The sequence below is a fragment of the Thioclava sp. F36-7 genome (assembly GCF_002020075.1).
Taxonomy (GTDB): domain Bacteria; phylum Pseudomonadota; class Alphaproteobacteria; order Rhodobacterales; family Rhodobacteraceae; genus Thioclava; species Thioclava sediminum.
Genome location: NZ_MPZR01000005.1, coordinates 222,944 through 240,135, shown reverse-complemented (window position 1 = coordinate 240,135; position 17,192 = coordinate 222,944). Strand labels below are relative to the sequence as shown.

Annotated in this window: 22 protein-coding genes; 18 read left to right on the top strand and 4 right to left on the bottom strand. The window is 65.6% G+C overall.

The features are described 5' to 3' along the window. The first annotated feature begins 58 nt into the window (after positions 1 to 58). From BMI89_RS11330 to BMI89_RS11305, 8 genes are read left to right on the top strand one after another with little or no spacing between them, the layout of a single operon-like run. Positions 59 to 1,549: a DUF2927 domain-containing protein gene (locus tag BMI89_RS11330; protein WP_246832020.1), complete on the top strand. Its 1,491-nt coding sequence runs from the start codon at positions 59 to 61 to the stop codon at positions 1,547 to 1,549. Between the two features lie 52 nt (positions 1,550 to 1,601). Beyond that, positions 1,602 to 1,769: a hypothetical protein gene (locus BMI89_RS20855; protein ID WP_165756950.1), complete on the top strand. Its 168-nt coding sequence runs from the start codon at positions 1,602 to 1,604 to the stop codon at positions 1,767 to 1,769. Between the two features lie 13 nt (positions 1,770 to 1,782). Continuing rightward, on the top strand, positions 1,783 to 2,964 hold the full coding sequence (locus BMI89_RS11325; RefSeq protein WP_078570999.1) for a VWA domain-containing protein: 1,182 nt from the start codon (positions 1,783 to 1,785) through the stop codon (positions 2,962 to 2,964). Continuing rightward, positions 2,961 to 3,335: a hypothetical protein gene (locus BMI89_RS20850; protein ID WP_078540766.1), complete on the top strand. Its 375-nt coding sequence runs from the start codon at positions 2,961 to 2,963 to the stop codon at positions 3,333 to 3,335. Before BMI89_RS11325 ends, BMI89_RS20850 begins: the two co-directional genes overlap by 4 nt. Next, on the top strand, positions 3,332 to 3,964 hold the full coding sequence (locus BMI89_RS11320; protein ID WP_168176800.1) for a DedA family protein: 633 nt from the start codon (positions 3,332 to 3,334) through the stop codon (positions 3,962 to 3,964). Before BMI89_RS20850 ends, BMI89_RS11320 begins: the two co-directional genes overlap by 4 nt. A gap of 34 nt (positions 3,965 to 3,998) precedes the next feature. Then, on the top strand, positions 3,999 to 4,691 hold the full coding sequence (locus tag BMI89_RS11315; RefSeq protein ID WP_078521041.1) for a M48 family metallopeptidase: 693 nt from the start codon (positions 3,999 to 4,001) through the stop codon (positions 4,689 to 4,691). Positions 4,692 to 4,747: 56 nt separating this feature from the next. Beyond that, entirely contained in the window at positions 4,748 to 6,022 is a 1,275-nt protein-coding gene (locus tag BMI89_RS11310; RefSeq protein ID WP_078570997.1) for a hypothetical protein, read from the top strand. Continuing rightward, entirely contained in the window at positions 6,019 to 7,392 is a 1,374-nt protein-coding gene (locus BMI89_RS11305) for a cytochrome P450 (protein WP_078570996.1), read from the top strand. Before BMI89_RS11310 ends, BMI89_RS11305 begins: the two co-directional genes overlap by 4 nt. Before the next feature lie 61 nt (positions 7,393 to 7,453). Here BMI89_RS11305 and BMI89_RS11300 read toward each other — a convergent pair whose 3' ends face one another. Beyond that, on the bottom strand, positions 7,454 to 8,128 hold the full coding sequence (locus tag BMI89_RS11300; RefSeq protein WP_078570995.1) for an AAA family ATPase: 675 nt from the start codon (positions 8,126 to 8,128) through the stop codon (positions 7,454 to 7,456). Continuing rightward, positions 8,128 to 8,745 (bottom strand): thiamine phosphate synthase, encoded by a 618-nt coding sequence (locus BMI89_RS11295; protein ID WP_078520808.1) that lies wholly within the window; start codon positions 8,743 to 8,745, stop codon positions 8,128 to 8,130. The genes BMI89_RS11300 and BMI89_RS11295 overlap by 1 nt, the downstream gene beginning before the upstream one ends. A 100-nt stretch (positions 8,746 to 8,845) precedes the next feature. Between BMI89_RS11295 and BMI89_RS11290 the strand changes: the two genes are divergently transcribed. From BMI89_RS11290 to BMI89_RS11260, 7 genes are all read left to right on the top strand, one after another. Then, positions 8,846 to 9,601, top strand: coding sequence for an RNA methyltransferase (locus BMI89_RS11290; protein ID WP_078570994.1), 756 nt, complete (start codon positions 8,846 to 8,848; stop codon positions 9,599 to 9,601). A 47-nt stretch (positions 9,602 to 9,648) separates the two neighbouring features. Next, on the top strand, positions 9,649 to 10,350 hold the full coding sequence (locus BMI89_RS11285) for a hypothetical protein (RefSeq protein ID WP_143593890.1): 702 nt from the start codon (positions 9,649 to 9,651) through the stop codon (positions 10,348 to 10,350). Positions 10,351 to 10,419: 69 nt separating this feature from the next. Beyond that, positions 10,420 to 11,469, top strand: a complete 1,050-nt coding sequence (gene alr / locus BMI89_RS11280; protein WP_078570992.1) for an alanine racemase — start codon at positions 10,420 to 10,422, stop codon at positions 11,467 to 11,469. Beyond that, positions 11,466 to 12,257 carry an ABC transporter permease gene (locus BMI89_RS11275; protein ID WP_078520812.1) on the top strand — a complete coding sequence of 264 codons (792 nt, stop codon included), beginning with the start codon at positions 11,466 to 11,468 and terminating at the stop codon, positions 12,255 to 12,257. The genes alr and BMI89_RS11275 overlap by 4 nt, the downstream gene beginning before the upstream one ends. Beyond that, positions 12,254 to 13,000, top strand: coding sequence for an ATP-binding cassette domain-containing protein (locus tag BMI89_RS11270; RefSeq protein WP_078570991.1), 747 nt, complete (start codon positions 12,254 to 12,256; stop codon positions 12,998 to 13,000). Before BMI89_RS11275 ends, BMI89_RS11270 begins: the two co-directional genes overlap by 4 nt. Before the next feature lie 127 nt (positions 13,001 to 13,127). After that, on the top strand, positions 13,128 to 13,901 hold the full coding sequence (locus tag BMI89_RS11265; protein WP_246832019.1) for a DNA repair protein: 774 nt from the start codon (positions 13,128 to 13,130) through the stop codon (positions 13,899 to 13,901). A 36-nt stretch (positions 13,902 to 13,937) separates the two neighbouring features. After that, positions 13,938 to 14,375 carry a paraquat-inducible protein A gene (locus BMI89_RS11260; protein WP_078570990.1) on the top strand — a complete coding sequence of 146 codons (438 nt, stop codon included), beginning with the start codon at positions 13,938 to 13,940 and terminating at the stop codon, positions 14,373 to 14,375. A 32-nt stretch (positions 14,376 to 14,407) separates the two neighbouring features. Here BMI89_RS11260 and BMI89_RS11255 read toward each other — a convergent pair whose 3' ends face one another. After that, on the bottom strand, positions 14,408 to 14,635 hold the full coding sequence (locus BMI89_RS11255; protein ID WP_078570989.1) for a DUF1150 family protein: 228 nt from the start codon (positions 14,633 to 14,635) through the stop codon (positions 14,408 to 14,410). Between the two features lie 23 nt (positions 14,636 to 14,658). Further along, positions 14,659 to 15,069, bottom strand: a complete 411-nt coding sequence (locus BMI89_RS11250) for an Hsp20 family protein (protein WP_078540722.1) — start codon at positions 15,067 to 15,069, stop codon at positions 14,659 to 14,661. A 232-nt stretch (positions 15,070 to 15,301) separates the two neighbouring features. Here BMI89_RS11250 and BMI89_RS11245 point away from each other — a divergent pair, with 232 nt between their 5' ends. The 3 genes from BMI89_RS11245 (at position 15,302) to BMI89_RS11235 (ending at position 17,164) form a co-directional block, all read left to right on the top strand. Next, the gene (locus BMI89_RS11245; RefSeq protein WP_078520817.1) at positions 15,302 to 15,520 is read left to right on the top strand and encodes a DUF465 domain-containing protein; all 219 of its coding nucleotides are present in this window, start codon (positions 15,302 to 15,304) and stop codon (positions 15,518 to 15,520) included. Positions 15,521 to 15,621: 101 nt separating this feature from the next. Then, positions 15,622 to 16,107, top strand: coding sequence for a 5-(carboxyamino)imidazole ribonucleotide mutase (purE, locus tag BMI89_RS11240; RefSeq protein ID WP_078540720.1), 486 nt, complete (start codon positions 15,622 to 15,624; stop codon positions 16,105 to 16,107). Then, complete coding sequence (locus BMI89_RS11235) at positions 16,100 to 17,164, top strand: 5-(carboxyamino)imidazole ribonucleotide synthase (protein WP_078570988.1); 1,065 nt, start codon at positions 16,100 to 16,102, stop codon at positions 17,162 to 17,164. The genes purE and BMI89_RS11235 overlap by 8 nt, the downstream gene beginning before the upstream one ends. Positions 17,165 to 17,192 lie beyond the last annotated feature (28 nt).

The window sequence follows — 17,192 nt, the reverse complement described above, 5'->3', positions numbered from 1 at the left end:
GCAGGACTTAAACCCGTATGTGTACCTTTGCGGCAACGAACAGGGATCACACGCTGCCATGCGCTTAGCATTCAAAACGCTCAGCGCGGCCTCCCCGGCGCCGATGCGCCTCGGGACGGCACCGCGCACAGGCCTGCTGAAAGGCGCGTCCCCCGGACGTGCTGCGGCGCGGGCGGGCACGCTTGCTGCGCTGATCATCGCGGGCGCCCTCGCCGCCTGTTCGACCAACAGCCCCGAAGTGACGACGGCCCGCGGCACGGCCCAGTTGCTCGACCTGTCCGCGCCCGATCTGGCGCCGGGGCTGAAGAACGGTCCCCCGTCGGAGCGGCTCCCCGATAACAGCCATCTGGGCGCCGACTTCATGGAACTCAGCTTCTTCCTCGAATCCGGTCGCGCCCTGCCGCGCTTCACCCGGTTCGAAGGCCCGGTCTCGATCACGCTCGCAGGCAACGCGCCGCCCGTGGCGCAGACCGAGCTTGGCCATCTGGTCCACCGGCTGCAGAGCGAGGCGGGGCTGAATGTCTCGACCGAGCCGGGCAATGCCAACACGATCTCGGTGCAATTCGTACCCAAACGACAGATGCGCCAAGAGGTTCCAAATGTCGCCTGTTTCGTGGTGCCGAACGTCGAGAGCTGGACGGACTACCGCAATTCGCATGGCGACGAGGCCAGCGATTGGGCCAAGCTGACGCAGCGCCAATCCGCCACCGTATTCATCCCCGCCGACTCCACGCCGCAGGAAATCCGCGACTGCCTGCACGAAGAGGTCAGCCAGGCGCTCGGGCCGGTGAACGATCTCTACCGCCTGCCCGACACGGTCTGGAACGACGACAATTTCCACACCGTCCTGACCAAATTCGACATGACGATCCTGCGCGCCTATTACGATCCGGCGCTGCATACCGGCATGAGCCCCGCCGAAGTGCGTGCGGCCTTGCCCGCGATCCTGTCGAAGATCCACCCGTCGGGCGGTTCGATGCACGCCCTGCCCGCCGATCCGACGCCGCGCGCCTATGTGAAGGCGATCACCACCGCGCTCGGCCATGGGGCAAGCGACAAGCGCCGCCGCGCCGCTGCCGAACGCGCCACGAAGATCGCCACCAGCCGCGGCTGGCATGACAGCCGCGCGGCCTTCGCGTGGTTCGCGGTCGGACGCCTGACGATGAAGACCGACCCCGAGAAAGCCGTCGCCGCCTACAAGAAAGCGGGCCAAATCTATCGCGCGACGCCGGGCGCGGAAATTCAGGCCGCCCATATCGACATGCAGCTGGCGGCCTACGCGCTTGGCACGGGCCGCGCGCAGCAGGCGGTGACGCTGGTGAACCGCGCGCTGGCCTCCGATGTCTCGACCGAGAACGCCTCGCTGATGGCCACCCTCTACATGATCCGCGCCGAAGCCTATGGCCAACTTGGTGACGCAACGAAGGAACATCAGGCCCGTCTCGACATGCAGCAATGGGCGCGCTATGGCTTTGGCTCTGACGCGGCGGTGAAACGCCGCGCGGATGAGGTGGCGGCCCTCGCCAATGCGGGCGCTCGCGTGAACTGACCGCAAAAGGCGGACCGGGCGCGCCCGGACCAAGACCGTAAGGGGGCGCAGCATGTATGTTCTGGCAGGGGTCGTGATCGGGCTGATCTGGGGCGACTGGAAGGCCCGCAAACGCGGCGGCAACAAGCTCGACCGGGCGCAATATGCCGCCGTCCATGCGATCGGGCTGGCGCTGGTGGGCCTCTTCGTCACCGTGATCATCAACCGCATCTGGGCATAATCGGAGGGCGGCGATGTTCCTGCCATTCTTCGATGCTCTGCGGCGCGGCGGTGTCCCCGTCTCTCTACGCGAATATCTGAGCTTCCTCGAAGGGCTGGCCGCTGGCCTGTGCACCTACGATATCGACGGCTTCTACTATTTCGCCCGCGCCGCGATGGTGAAGGACGAACGTTTCCTCGACCGGTTCGACCGGGCATTTTCTGAAGCCTTTTCGGGGCTCGAGGCGATCACGCCGGACGATGTGCTCAACGCCGTCGATCTGCCCGAAGAATGGCTGCGCAAACAGCTGGAGAAACACCTCACCGACGAAGAAAAAGCGCAGATCGAGGCGCTTGGCGGGTTCGACAATCTGATGGAGACGCTGAAAAAGCGGCTCGAAGAGCAGAAAGGCCGCCATCAGGGCGGCAACAAATGGATCGGAACGGGGGGCACCTCGCCCTTCGGCGCTTACGGCTACAACCCCGAAGGCGTCCGCATCGGCCAGAAAGAGAGCCGCCACCAGCGCGCCGTGAAGGTCTGGGACAAGCGCGAGTTCCGCGATTTCGACGACACGGTCGAACTGGGCACCCGCAACATCAAGGTAGCGCTGAAACGCCTGCGCCAATGGGCGCGGCACGGCGCGAACGAAGAACTGGACCTGCCCGGCACGATCCGCGCCTCGGCCGAAGCGGGCTATATCGACGTCAAAACCCGCCCCGAGCGACACAATGCGGTGAAGGTCGTGCTGTTTCTCGATGTGGGCGGCTCGATGGACGCCCATGTGCAGCTGGTGGAGGAACTGTTCTCCGCGGCCAAGTCCGAGTTCAAACATCTCGAGCACTGGTATTTCCACAATTGCCTCTACGAGGGCGTCTGGAAATCGAACAAGCGCCGCTGGAACGAGGCGACGCCGACATGGGACGTGCTTCACCGCTATGGTCCCGATTACAAATGCATTTTCGTGGGCGACGCCTCAATGTCCCCCTATGAGATCACCCATCGCGGCGGCGCGAACGAGCATTGGAACGACGAGGCGGGCCATGTCTGGCTGACCCGCGCGCGCGAGCAATGGCCCGATCACACATGGCTCAACCCGATCCCGGAGCGCGGCTGGAATTACACGCAGTCGATCCAGATCATTCGCGAGATTTTCGAGAACCGGATGCATCCGCTGACCCTCGAAGGGATCACCGCGGCAATGAAGGAACTCGGATGAACCGGCTGCGCTATCTCTGGGGGCATCACAAGATCGCCTCGCTGGGCTTCATCCTCGCGGTCGCCCTGTCGCTGTTCTTCGGCGCAAGGTTCGTCTCGCGCGCGATCTACTGGTCCGACCCAGCCCATCTGCATCAAAGCCCCGAGGAATGGATGACGCCGGGCTATATTGCGCGCAGCTGGCATCTGGAGATCGAGGAGGTCGACGCGATCCTCGGCATCGAGGATGGGCGTGCGCTGGTCGGCGCGGGCCGCCCGACCTTGGAACGCATCGCAAAGGCCAAGGGCGAGCCGCTGCAGGATCTGATCCGCAAACTCTCGCTCGGCCTGCCCAAGACCATCGCCGACAAAGAGGCGCAGCCAGAGCAATGAGCTTCTCCGACCTCTCAGATTGGCTGCTCGCACAGGTGCCGCTCTACGGGCCGTGGCTCTTGGGTCTCACGACCTTCCTCAGCTGCCTCGCGATCCCTGCCCCCTCCTCGCTGATGATGATCGCAAGCGGAGCCTTCGTGGCCTCGGGCGATCTGGACCTCGCGACCGTCGGCGGCGCGGCCTTCACCGGCGCGGTGATCGGCGATCAGGTGGGCTTCCAGCTCGGCCGCCGGGCCGAGCGCTTCCTACCCCATCCCGACACGAAACGCGGCGCACTTGTCGCGAAAGCGATGGCCGCCCTGCGCAAACGCGGCGCGGTTACCGTCTTCTTCACCCGCTGGATGTTCTCCGCGCTCGGGCCTTGGGTGAACCTCGCAGCCGGCGCGTCCGGCTTCGCGCATCGCCGCTTCACCCTGGCCGATCTCGCGGGCGAAGCGGTCTGGGTCACCACCTATGTGGGCCTCGGCATCACCTTCGGAGCCAATCTGGACGCCGCCGCCGAGCTTGCAGGCAACGCGCTGGGTTTGCTGGGCGCGGGTGCTGCCGCCTTCGCCTTCGGCTGGTGGCTGTGGTACGCGGCCAAGCGCGCCCCGAAAATCCCCGATCCGACACCTGATCGCGACGCTTGATCACGGGCCTGCGAGCCGCCATATCCTTCCCATGTTGTTGCGCCTTCTCCCCATCCTGCTGCTGGTCCTCTACGGCTTCGCCATGTGGCATTTCTCGACCTGGCAACTCAAACGCCAGCTGAACGGGAATTCGCGCCGGTTGCGCGACAGCAAGCTGGAGCCCTATCTCGACCGGCTCGCCGCTGCGCTCGAGGTCTCGGAAATTCCGGTCCATGTCTATCAGATCGAGCCGGTGAACGGTCTCGCCGCCCCCGATGGCCGCGTCTTCATCACCGAAGGCTTCATGCGCAAATATCGCAGCGGTGAGGTATCCCCGGAGGAACTGACCTCGGTGATCGCGCATGAGCTGGGCCATGTCGCCTTGGGCCATTCGCGCCGCCGCATGATCGACTTCTCAGGCCAGAACGCCCTGCGCGCCGTGCTGATGACGGTGCTTGGCCGCTTCATCCCCTTCATCGGCCCGTGGATCGCCAATCTGATCACCGCAGCACTCGCCGCCCGCCTCAGCCAGCGCGACGAGTTCGAGGCGGATGAGTTTGCCTCCGCGCTGATGATCAAGGCGGGCTTCGGCACCGAGCCGCAGGTCACGCTGTTCCACAAGCTCGACGCGCTGACCAAAAACGCAGGCCAGACCACGCCCGCCTGGCTGCTCACCCACCCCAAGACCGAAAAGCGCATCGCCGCAATCGAGGCGAACCAGCTGCGCTGGTCGCGCGCAGAGCACTGATTTTCCTTACTTTCGCCGCGCAGGGCCGCTAATCTGCCCGCGAGGAAGGGCAGTGAATGACAAGCGGGTCTCTAGCGCGGGTGCACAGGCGCCGGGTGTTCTACATCCCCGGCTACGACCCGATTCATCCCCGCCGCTACCGCGAGCTCTACCGCAAGGAAGGCGCAGACCAGGCCCGCATCTCCGGCTACGAGATCGCGCTGGCCCCGAAACGCGCGGGCGGCCCCTATGGCTGGCATGTCACGTCGACGCAGGATGGCGCCGAGGTCGAGGCCGATGTCGAGGTGCTGGTCTGGTCCGATATCGTGCGCTCATCCATGGGCAAATCGATCCCCGCGACCTACGCGCAACTGGTCCGCACGGCTTGGGCCTATATCGCCTCCGGCGCGCTGTTCCGGCTGATGCGGTTGCGCAAAGGCCCGGTGATCGCCGCGCTCTACCCGATCGTCGCGCTGATCGTGCAGGCGCTGATCGGGATCGGCCTCGGTTGGGCTGCAGCCGCACTCGCATTGACGCTCCTGCCCGACTTCCCGCTCGACGGGCTCGCAGGCCTCATCCTCGGCGCCGCGATCCTCACGCTGACCCTGCGCTGGTTCCGGGCCAAGGACGGCAAGCTCTTCGCCTATTACCTGATGCATGACTACGCCTTCACCGCGCGCTGGGGCGGCGCGAACCCGCCCGAGCTGGAGGCCCGCATGGCCGAGTTCGCCGCACGCATCGAAGACGCCATGCGCGAGGACTGGGACGAGGTGCTGATCGTCGGCCATTCCTCGGGCGCCCATCTCGCCGTCTCGATCCTCGCCGACCTGATCCGCGAGAACCGCCTCCCCCCTTCCTCTTGGCAAAAATATCCCGGGGGGAGGCCGTCAGGCCGGGGGGCAGCGCCCCCCGCGCTCTCCTTCCTGTCGCTCGGTCAGGTCGTCCCGATGGTGAGCTACCTGCCCCGCGCGACCCGCCTGCGCGCCGATCTCGCCTACCTCGCCACCCGGCCCGAGTTGTTCTGGCTCGACGTCACCGCGCCGGGCGATGGCTGCGCCTTCGCGCTTTGCGATCCGGTTGCGGTCTCGGGCGTGGCCCCGGAGGGCCAGATCCACCCGCTGGTAATCTCCGCCGCCTTCACCCAGACGCTGAGCCCCGAACGCTGGCGCAGCCTCCGCTGGCGCTTCTTCCGGCTGCATTTCCAGTATCTCTGCGCCTTCGACCGGCCGGGTGATTACGACTATTTCCGCCTGACCGCCGGTCCGTTGACACTGGCCGAGCGCTTCCACGGCCGCGCCCCGTCGAAAAGCCGGATCACGACGCCCGCGAACCGGTTCACGAGCGTCACATGAACCAACCGTCCCGCCTGCCCCCGAAACCGACCCCGCGCCCGGATCGCGTGTCGCTCTGGCGCTATTTCCGGCTGTTCAAATCCGACATCCTCTCGGCTCAGCCCGCGCGCCTTTATCGCGCATGGATGGCCGAATTCCGCACGCCATTCTTCCGCTCCTATATGTGCAACGACCCCGATCTGGTCGATCTGGTGCTCAACAAACGCCCGATGGATTTCCCGAAATCCGACCGCGTGCGCGAGGGGCTGAAACCGCTTCTGCGCGAGAGTGTCTTCATCACCAATGGCGCGCAATGGCAGCGCCAGCGCCGGATCATCGACCCGGCCTTCGAAGGCGGCAAGCTGCGCGAGACCTTCCCCGCGATGTGGGCGGCGGGCGAGGCTTGCGTCGAGAGAATGAAGGTGAAGACCGGCGCCGAACCGATTGATATTGAAACGGAAACCTCTCACGTCGCCGCCGATATCATCTTCCGCACCCTGTTCTCGATCCCGATCGAGGATGCGACCGCCAGCGCCGTGTTCGCAGCCTTCAAGCGCCATCAACGCGCCTCCCCGGTGGTCAATCTCGGTGCGCTGCTGCCGCTGCCGCGCTGGTTTCCGCGGTTCCATGCGCGCGAGACGAAACGCACCGCGGCCCATATCCGCGCGCTGATCGAGCAGCTGACGACAGAGCGCGCCGCCCGGATCGCCGCTGGCACCGCGCCCGACGATCTGGCGACCAAGATCATGACGACCGCCGATCCCGAAACCGGCGAGACCTTCGACACGGCCGAGATGGTCGATCAGGTCGCGATCTTCTTTCTTGCGGGCCACGAGACTTCGGCTTCGGCGCTGGCTTGGGCGCTCTATCTGCTGGCGACGCATCCCGAATGGCAGGATCGGCTGGCCGAAGAAGCCGAGAGCGCGCTGGAAGAAAGCTCTGACTTTTCCGTACTTTCCAAGCTGAAGTTGAACCGCGCCACCTTCCGCGAAGCGATGCGGCTCTACCCGCCCGTCCCGATGTTCGTGCGCGAGGCGAGCTGTCCGGAAACCTTCCGCAAGCGAGCGGTCAAACCGGGCAGTCAGGTGGTGATCTCACCTTGGCACATGCATCGCCACGAGCGGCTCTGGGACAATCCCGACGGGTTCGACCCGAGCCGTTGGGAGACCGAGAACGGCAAGACCTGCCAGCGCCGCGCCTATATCCCGTTCTCCTCCGGCGCGCGGGTCTGTCCCGGCGCGGGCTTCGCAATGGCGGAGGGGCCGCTTCTGCTCGCGATGCTGCTGCGGGCGTTTCGGTTCGAGGCTGTCGAGGGGCGCGAACCGGTCCCTGTCGCGCATCTGACGGTGCGCGGCAAGGACGGGATTTACCTTAGGATTTCCGAGCGTTGAGGGGGCTCTGCCCCCGCTGGCCCTCCCAGCCCCCCGGGATATTTCGGCCAAGCCGAAGGGATCAGTCGCGCACGACCAGATCGGCGGCGCGGCTCTCGCGCGTGATGGTGCGGCCATTGGGCAGGTCGTTTTCCTCGACGCGGCGGCGCGTCTCGGCCAGATCACAGCCCTGATCGCGCCAGCGTCGGGTCAGCCGCTCGCGCAGCACCTCTTCGGGCAGGTCGATGCGGATCGTGAGGTCGAAGAGCGGGTAGAGATCGCTCCAACCGGGCCGCGTCAGCAGCAGGTAATTGCCCTCGACGATCAGATATTTCGCCGAGCCCGGCACGCTTGCGCCGCCCGGAACCGTGGCGTCCAGATCACGGTCGAAGGTCGGCACCGGCTCGTCCTGACGGCTCGATTTGAGCCGCGCGAGAAGCTTCGAAAACCCTCCCGTATCAAAGGTTTCCGGCGCGCCCTTCACGTTGCGCAAGTCGCGCGAGTCGAGCCAGTCATTGTCGCGGTGAAACCCGTCCATCGCGACGATGGCCGATTGCTCCCCGAGCGCCTCGGCCAGCTCATGCGCGAGATGCGACTTGCCCGCACCGGGGCCGCCGACCAGCCCGATCAGCAGCCGCTCGCCCGGAAGCTGGCGGATATGGGAGGCCAGATCGGCGCGCGGCACCTGCAGCTCGCTCTCCATGAAGGCCCCATGATCGCCCATCGGGCCGTCGCTATCGCCGAGCCAATCCGGCATCACGACATCGCCTTGATGAACCGTCCCAAAGCTGCGGCCGGGTCGTCCTCGCGCCAGACCTCGTCGCCGAAGGCGAACCAGTCGGTGACGGGGGCGAATTTCGTGACCAATTCTTCGGTGAGCGCACCTTCGGCCACCACCGGCACTTCGATCACTTCCGACCACCAGGCGAACAGCTCATGTTCGGCGGGTTCGGCTGTGCCGAGATTGGTCTCGCCGATCGGGCCGAAGCAGACATAGTCGGCCCCCGCCTCGCCCGCGTTCATCCCCTCATGGCGGGAATTGCCGCAGTAGCTGCCGACGATCGCGTCGTCACCCAGCTCCTTGCGGCCGTAGCGGATCTGCTTCGCGCCGTCGGTGAAATGCACTCCGTCGAGCCCGTGGCGTTCGACGAGGGCCACATGGGATTCGATGACCAGCGCCACGTCGCGCGCATGGGCCACTTCGCGCATCGCATCGGCGATCCGACCGATCTCGTATTCGTCGCGGCTGGCCAGCGACAGGCGGATGCAGGCGATGTCATGCGCATCGAGCACCGAGGCCAGTTTCGGCGCGAATTCCTCGGCGTCGAAAGCGGGCGGCGTGATCAGGTAAATCTGCGGGCGGTCTTCGGCCATGGGCAGGCTCCTTTGCGGGTCTTGGCCGCCTATTAACGCAAGCGGCGCGGCCTTGCCAGTGCCAGCTTGCGCGACTAGGAGAGGCGCGAAAGGACCGCCCATGCCCCACACGCCCGAAATTCCCGACCCCGCCCAGCCCGCCTTCATCCTCGTGCGTCCGCAGATGGGCGAGAATATCGGGGCGGCGGCGCGCGCGATGCTGAACTTCTCGCTGCGCAAGATGCGGCTGGTGGAGCCGCGCGACGGCTGGCCCAACCCGAAAGCGGTGGCGATGGCTTCGGGAGCTGCCGGTCAGGTGCTCGATTTCGCGGGCGTCTATGACAGCGTGGCGGAGGCGGTGGCCGATTGCGATTACGTCTTCGCCACCACCGCGCGGGGCCGCGAATTGCCCAAACCGATCTACACGCCCGAGGCGGCGATGGAAGAGGCGAGGAAGCGCATCGTCGCGGGCCAGAAGGTCGGCGTGCTGTTCGGGCCCGAGCGCACCGGGCTGGAAAATGACGACATCCTGCGCGCCAATGCGATCATCACCGTGCCGGTGAACCCGGAATTCTTCTCGCTCAACCTCGCGCAGGCGGTGCTCCTGTCGGCCTATGAGTATTCGCGCCACACGCTCGAGTCGGTGCCGGTCGATCCCGGTCTTGCGGGCCATGATCCGGCGAGCGCGGTCGAGGTCGAGAAGCTGGGCGATCACTTCGAGCAGCGGCTCGAGGAGGCGGGCTTCTTCCACCCGCCCGCGAAGGCGCCGATGATGAAGCGCAACCTGCGCAACATGTGGACGCGTTTCGCGATGACGCGCTCGGAGGTGCAGACGCTGCACGGCGCTCTGCGACAAATTCTCCGCCCGCGCGACTGACGCTTGGTCAAATACGCCGCTTGCGCCATCTTGGCAGCATGTGGCGCGTGATCCGGGTCTCAGTATTGGCACTTCTGGCGGGTGGGCTTTTGGGTCTGCTCGCGCTGTTGTGGTTCTACCCGGTGCTGGCGGCGGGGCTGTGCCCGCGCTGTTTCGGGATGGACCGGGCCGCGCCGGGCATTTTCGTCGAACATGAGATGAGCCGCACAGAGCGGCGCGTTCTGGTCGAGACGGTCGATGCGGCGCGCGATACCGTCGGCCAATTCTACCCGACGCGCGAAGCCCATACCCGCATTCTCGCCTGCACGAGCGATGCCTGCGACCGCCGCCTTGGCGGACGGGGGGCTGCGGCGGTGACCTATTCGCTCGGGGCCTGGGCGGTGGTTCGCGTGGCTCCGCGCGGGCTGACCGAGACGATCCTCGCCCATGAGTTGACCCATACCGAGACCCATGCCCGGCTGGGCGTTCTGGGTCAGGTGCGCGGTCGGATGCCCGCGTGGTTCGACGAGGGGCTCTCTGTTCTGGTCTCGAACGATCCGCGCTATCTCGGGCAGGGCTCGGGTATCGAGCGCTGTCAGGCGCTGCCGCGCGCCGACCTGCCCAGCTCGCCTTTCGACTGGGCGCCGCAGGCCGGGCGCGACAACGGGCTTTATGCCGAGGCCGCCTGCGCGGTGCTGATCTGGGAGGCGCATCAGGGCGGGCCGGAGGCCATCCTTGCGCGGCTGGAAGACGGGCGCAGCTTTCCCTGAAACGCAGCCATGCGCGCGGCTTGCGCGGATTGCCCTTGACCTGAGGCCGTGTGCGCAGAAAAAGGGGCCATGGCACAGGCAAATCTTCATATCGACCTCGACGCAGTGGTCAGCAATTGGCGCGCTCTCGATGCGCAATCGGGCACGGCGACGCGCACGGCGGCGGTCGTGAAAGCCGACAGCTACGGGCTGGGCGCAGGGCGCGTGGCCCCGGCTTTGTATCAGGCGGGTGCGCGGGACTTCTTCGTCGCGCTGGCCGAGGAAGGCGCGAAGCTCCGGCCGCATCTGGGCGAGGACGCGCGGATCTTCATCCTCGGCGGTCATATGGCGGGCGATGCGGGTTTCCTGCGCGACGCGCGGCTGATCCCGATGCTGAACTCCGCCGAACAGGCGCAGCGGCATCTGCAGGCGATCCCCGAGAGCCCCGTGGGCGTGCAGCTCGACACCGGGATGAACCGGCTCGGGATGGAGGCAGCCGAGTGGCAAGCCACCGCCCCGCAGTTGATGGAGCGCGGGATCGAACTGGTGATGAGCCACCTCGCCTGTTCCGACGAGCCCGATCACCCGATGAACGCCAAGCAGCTGGCCGAGTTCAAACGCATGACCGACGGCATGGGGCTGAGCCGCTCGCTCGCGGCGACGGGCGGCATCCTGTTGGGGCCGGACTATCATTTCGACGTGACGCGGCCCGGCATCGGCCTTTACGGCGGCCGCCCCTTCGAAGACGCGCGCCACGTGGCGACCCTGTCGCTGCCGGTGATCCAGACCCGCGTGGTCCAACCCGGCGAGACCGTGGGCTACGGCAACACCTGGACCGCCGAGCGCGAGACGAAGATCGCGACCCTCTCGGCGGGCTATGCCGACGGGATCCACCGCGTGCTGTCGAACATCACCGCGCTTTACGCAGGCGATATCGCGTGCCCGCTGCGGGGCCGCGTCTCGATGGACCTGTTGACGGTGGATGTGACCGATCTCGATACGGTGCCCGACACGCTCGATCTGCTTAGCGCGCATCAGGGCGTCGATACGCTGGCCGATCTGGCGGGCACGATCGGCTATGAGATCCTGACTTCGCTCGGTCCCCGCTATGCCCGGAATTACGCGGAGCCCACCGCATGAATGCAGCGGCGCTCAGCCGACCGCTGGCCGCGCTGGGGCGGGCTACGCTCGCGCTGATGGCGGCGACGGGGCGGCTGTCGCTCTTTGTGGGCGAGACGCTGAGCCACCTGCTCCGCCCGCCCTTCTACCTGCGCGAATTCTGGCTCGCGTGCCTCAATATCGGCTGGCTGTCGCTGCCGGTCGTGGGGATGACCGCGCTGTTTACCGGCGCCGCGCTGGCGCTGCAGATCTACGCGGGCGGCGCGCGCTTCTCGGCGGAGCAGGTCGTGCCCTCGATCACCGCAATCGGCATGGTGCGCGAGCTGGGCCCGGTTCTGGGCGGTTTGATGGTGGCCGCGCGGGTAGCCTCCTCCATCGCCGCCGAGATCGGCACGATGAAAGTGACCGAGCAGATCGACGCGCTCACCACGCTCTCGACCAATCCGATGAAATATCTCACCGTGCCGCGCGTGCTGGCCGCGACGCTCTGCGTGCCGATGCTGGTCGGCGTCGGCGACGTGATCGGGATCATGGGCGGCTGGATGGTCGGCGTGAACCGCCTCGGCTTCAACTCGGCCACCTATCTCAAGAACACATGGGATTTCCTCGAGTTCTGGGACGTGGGATCGGGCCTCGTGAAGGGCGCGGCCTTCGGCTTCATCGTGGCCACGATGGGCTGCTATCACGGGATGAATTCGGGCCGCGGCGCGCAAGGCGTGGGCCGGGCCACGAAATCGGCGGTGGTCGCCGCCTCGGTCGCGATCCTCGCCGCGAATTACGTGCTGACGGAGGCCTTCTTCTCGGCATGATCACCCTCGACGCCATAACCCGCAGTTTCGGATCGAAACACGTCCTGCGCGGCGTCGATCTCGTGGTGCCGACGGGGCAATCCACCGTCATCATCGGCGGCTCGGGCACCGGCAAATCTGTGCTGCTGAAATGCATCCTCGGGCTGATCGAGCCCGATGGCGGCAAGATTACCCTCGACGGGATCGATGTCCACGAGGGCGAGCGCGACGCGTTCCTCGCCCGCTTCGGGATGCTGTTTCAGGGCGGCGCGCTGTTCGACAGCTTCTCGGTCTGGGAGAACGTGGCGTTCCGCCTGCTGCGCGGCGCGCTGAAACGACCCAAGGCGGAGGCGCGCGAGATCGCGGTGGAGAAGCTGCGCCGGGTGGGTCTGTCGCCCGATGTGGCGGACCTGTATCCGGCGGAACTGTCTGGCGGGATGCAGAAACGCGTGGGGCTTGCCCGCGCCATTGCCGCAGAGCCCGAGATCATCTTCTTCGACGAACCCACGACCGGGCTCGACCCGATCATGGCGGGCGTCATCAACGAGCTGATCCGCGAGATCGTGACCGAGATGGGCGCGACCGCGATGACGATTACCCATGACATGTCCTCGGTCCGGGCGATTGCCGACCGCGTTGCAATGCTCCATGCGGGCAAAATTCGCTGGGAAGGTCCGATCGCGGAAATGGACGAAACTTCAGACCCTTACGTCCAGCAGTTCATCCATGGACGCGCCGAAGGGCCGATCGAAACGCTTCGTTAACACACAGGCTGCGGAACCAAGCGAATTTCCGCGCATTCTCCCCAAGTGCTTGATCCGCCAACGAGACTCAATCTCGGACCGGAACGGGCCGCTATCTTCAATATGGGAACCGGGGGGAGGTCACATCATGCAAACCGAACAGGTAGGAAGCGCCAATCTAGACCGTTTCAACGCGGCGATTGGCCAAACGCTCACCGTCACTGTCGCAGTCACCGCGCTTGCCGCCATCGGCGCGGTCGCAGCCGCCTCGCTCGGGCTGATGCCGTGGCTCAGCCTCGAGGCGCAATTCGGCGAAACCGCCCTGCCCGATTTCGGTGTCTGGCTGCAGGTGGGCGCGGCCTTGCTTGCGCTGATCCTGTTGCTCTATCTGCCCTCCTGCTCGCGCGTGTCGAAGCTCGAAGGCAGCCATCGCCGCTTTCATGTCGGCATGGATGACGTGGCCCGCGCCTATCGCAGCGCGCATGATGCCGACCGCGCGGGTGTCTTCGCGCTCTCGGGCGAGTTCGACGCGGTGCGCGAGCGGATCACCCATCTGCGCCAGCATCCCGATCTGGGCGGGCTGGAGCCGGAACTTCTGGAACTGGCCGCACAGATGAGCCTGCAATCGCGCGATCTCGCTGAGGTCTATTCCGCCGAGAAAGTCAAACGCGCCCGCGCCTTCCTCGAACAGCGCCAGCAAGAGGCCGAGACTCTGAGCGATCAGATTTCTGTCGCCCGCCGGACCTGCTCGGAGCTGCGCGAATGGCTGACCGATGTCGAGACCGAAGAGCGCGAGGTCAGTGCCGAGTTCAGCCTGCTGGAGCGCGACCTGCGTGACATCCTGCCGCTGCTGGGCTACGAAATCGAAGACGGCCCGCAGCCCAACGTGGTGCCGATCGCGAAGAAAGAATCCAAGTCGTAACGGGGCCTGAGCGCCCCTTGGGGTGAGCTCCGGCCGATGCTGAAATACGCCAATCTGGCGCTCTTGCTACTCTTCCCCCTCGCCTGGGCCGCGCCGCTTCTGCGCGCGGGGCTGTTGCCCTTCTTCGGGCTGGAGGAGATTTCGGTGCTCAGTGGGTTGCAGACGTTGTGGCGGACCGATGTGTTCCTCGCCCTGCTCGTCAGCTTCCTCGCCCTGTTTGCCCCCTATCTGAAGGTGATCGGCGTCGCGCTGATCCAGTTCAATCTCGCCTCCGCGCGCCTGCTGCCCACGCTGAACGTCTTAGGCAAGCTGGCGATGGCCGATATCTTCCTGATCGCGATCTATATCGTGGTGGCGAAAGGTGTGGGCGTCGGGCGGCTCGAGACGGCTTGGGGGCTTTACCTGTTTACCGGATGCGTCGCCGCCTCTTTCGCGATCTCGCATCTGGAAATGAAAAAGGCGCCGCGAGGGTAATCCCCGGGCGCCTTTCGCGTCCTTTCAGCCGATCAATGGACCGAGACCGGGTCCAGATCGTTCTGCCGTGCGAGCGAGAAGGCCAGCTTGCGGTCCTTCACCAGCGCGAGCCGCTCGCCATCGCTGTCATGCACCGCATAGAGGTGTTCGACATCGTCCAGCTCGGCCCGGATTTCCTCGGGCAGATCGACGACCGCGACTTCGCGGACATAGACGATGGGATGCTCGGCATTATCGCCGAAATCATATTCCGTATTCATTGCGCGTTTCCTTTCCTGCCTGTTCATTTCCGCTCGATCGGGATGGTCTGCACGATCGTCTCGGGCGGGGCCCGGTTCAGATCGACATGTAGTAGACCGTTCTCGATCGTGGCGGCTGCGACCTCGACCCCTTCGGCGAGCACGAAGCTGCGCTGAAAGGCCCGTGCGGCGATCCCGCGATGTAGGAACAGGCGTTCGCTGTCCTCTTCGCTCTGACGGCCGCGGATCACGAGTGCCCGGTCTTCGAGCGTGATCGCGAGGTCTTCCTCGCGGAAGCCTGCCACTGCGAGCGTGATGCGGAACGCATCCTCGCCGCGTTGTTCGATGTTATATGGCGGATAGGCATCCGATCCCTTGGCGGTGCGTTCCACCAGCCGTTCCAGCTGGTCGAAGCCCAGCAGGTAGGGATGTGCGCCAAAACTCAGTTTCGTCATTCGGCAAGCCCTTGATCAAGCGACGTTGCAAGTTCGGGCCCCGATCTTCGGCAGCCCACTGGTCAAATATGGGCGGCGTGGAAGCCCCCTGCAAGACCCCGCCGACCATTTACGCTGACGGCAAATTTTCTCCTAACCCGTTCGAAACCTGTTATATTGACCCTCCCACCTGACGGCCGAGGCCGAGTCGGGCGGATGATATTTTGCGCAACCAGAACCGGACGATACGGATATGAACGCCCATCTCGAGATGGATCATGAAGAAGTGCTGCGGGTAAAACTGGAAGTGCTGCGCCGCGAACACCGCGATCTGGACGAGGCGATCCTGGCGCTCACGCAGGCCGTGCATTCCGATCAGCTGCGCCTTGTGCGGCTGAAAAAGCAAAAGCTGGCCCTGAAAGACGAGATCGCGCGGATCGAAGACCAGCTCACCCCCGACATCATCGCCTGAACCTGACCTCCGACCAATCCGATCGGCGCCTGCGCGCCTCCGGGGCTTGCCGCGACGGCACAGATTCCTATAGTGCGCGCTCCATCTGCAAAGGGGGCGTCATGAGCGTGAAAGTGGGAATCATCATGGGCAGCCAGTCCGACTGGTCCACGATGAAAGAGGCGGCGGAAATTCTCGACGAACTCGGTGTGGAATACGAGGCGAAGATCGTCTCGGCCCATCGCACTCCCGACAGGCTCTGGTCCTATGGCAAGACCGCGGTGGAGCGTGGGCTGCACGTCATCATCGCAGGCGCTGGTGGTGCGGCGCACCTGCCGGGCATGATGGCATCAAAAACCCGCGTGCCGGTGATCGGCGTACCGGTGCAGACCCGCGCACTCTCGGGCGTCGACAGCCTCTATTCCATCGTGCAGATGCCCAAGGGCTTCCCAGTCGCGACCATGGCGATCGGGGCTGCGGGGGCTGCCAATGCCGGTCTGATGGCGGCTGGCATCCTCGCGGTGTCGGATGAAGGTCTGGCGAAGCGCCTCGACGACTGGCGCGAGAAGCTCTCGGCCTCGATCAAAGAGGAGCCGGAAGATGAATGAGCCCCTGCCCTATGGATCGGTGATCGGCATCCTCGGCGGCGGTCAGCTGGGCCGGATGCTCTCGGTCGCGGCCTCGCGTCTGGGCTACAAGACCCATATCTTCGAGCCGGGCGCGAACCCGCCCGCAGGCGACGTGGCCCATGCGGTGACCACCGCGCCCTATGAGGACGAGGCCGCGCTGCGCGCCTTCGCCGAGGCCGTGGACGTCATCACCTACGAATTCGAGAACGTGCCGACCTCGGCGCTCGATCTCCTGGAAAGCCTCAAGCCAATCCGCCCCAACCGCAAGGCGCTCGCCGTCAGCCAGGACCGTCTGGTCGAGAAGGCCTTCCTCAACGATCTGGGCCTCGCCACCGCACCTTTCGCCGCCGTGGACGATCTCGAGGACCTGCAGGAAGCGATCGCCGAGATCGGCTGCCCCGCGATCCTGAAAACCCGCCGTTTCGGCTATGACGGCAAGGGGCAGGTCGTGATCAACGCGCCCGAAGAGGCCGCTGCCGCGCTGGAGGATATGAAGGGCGCGCCTGCGATCCTCGAAGGCTTCGTGGAGTTCTTCAAGGAGATCTCCGTGATCGGTGCGCGCGCCGAGGATGGCGCGATCTCCTGCTTCGATCCGGGCCAGAACAAGCATGAGGGCGGCATCCTGCGCACGACGCTGGTGCCCGCCGCGATCACCGACAACCAGCGCACCGATGCGGTTCTGCTGGCGGCCAAGATCCTGAACAAGCTCGATTATGTCGGCGTGATGGGGGTCGAGCTTTTCGTCACCCGCGACGCGCTGATCGTGAACGAGATCGCGCCCCGCGTGCATAATTCCGGCCACTGGACGCAGGCGGGTTGCGCTGTCGATCAGTTCGAGCAGCATATCCGCGCCGTGACCGGCTGGCCGCTGGGCGACGGCTCGCGCCATTGCGATGTCGAGATGGAAAATCTGATCGGCGACGATATGGACCGGGTGCCGGGACTGGCGAAGCTCGCGCGGTATCAGGTGCATCTCTACGGCAAGGCCGAGGTGAAGCCGGGCCGCAAGATGGGCCATGTGAACCACATCCTGTAAGTGAAAAAGGCGCCCATCGCGGGCGCCT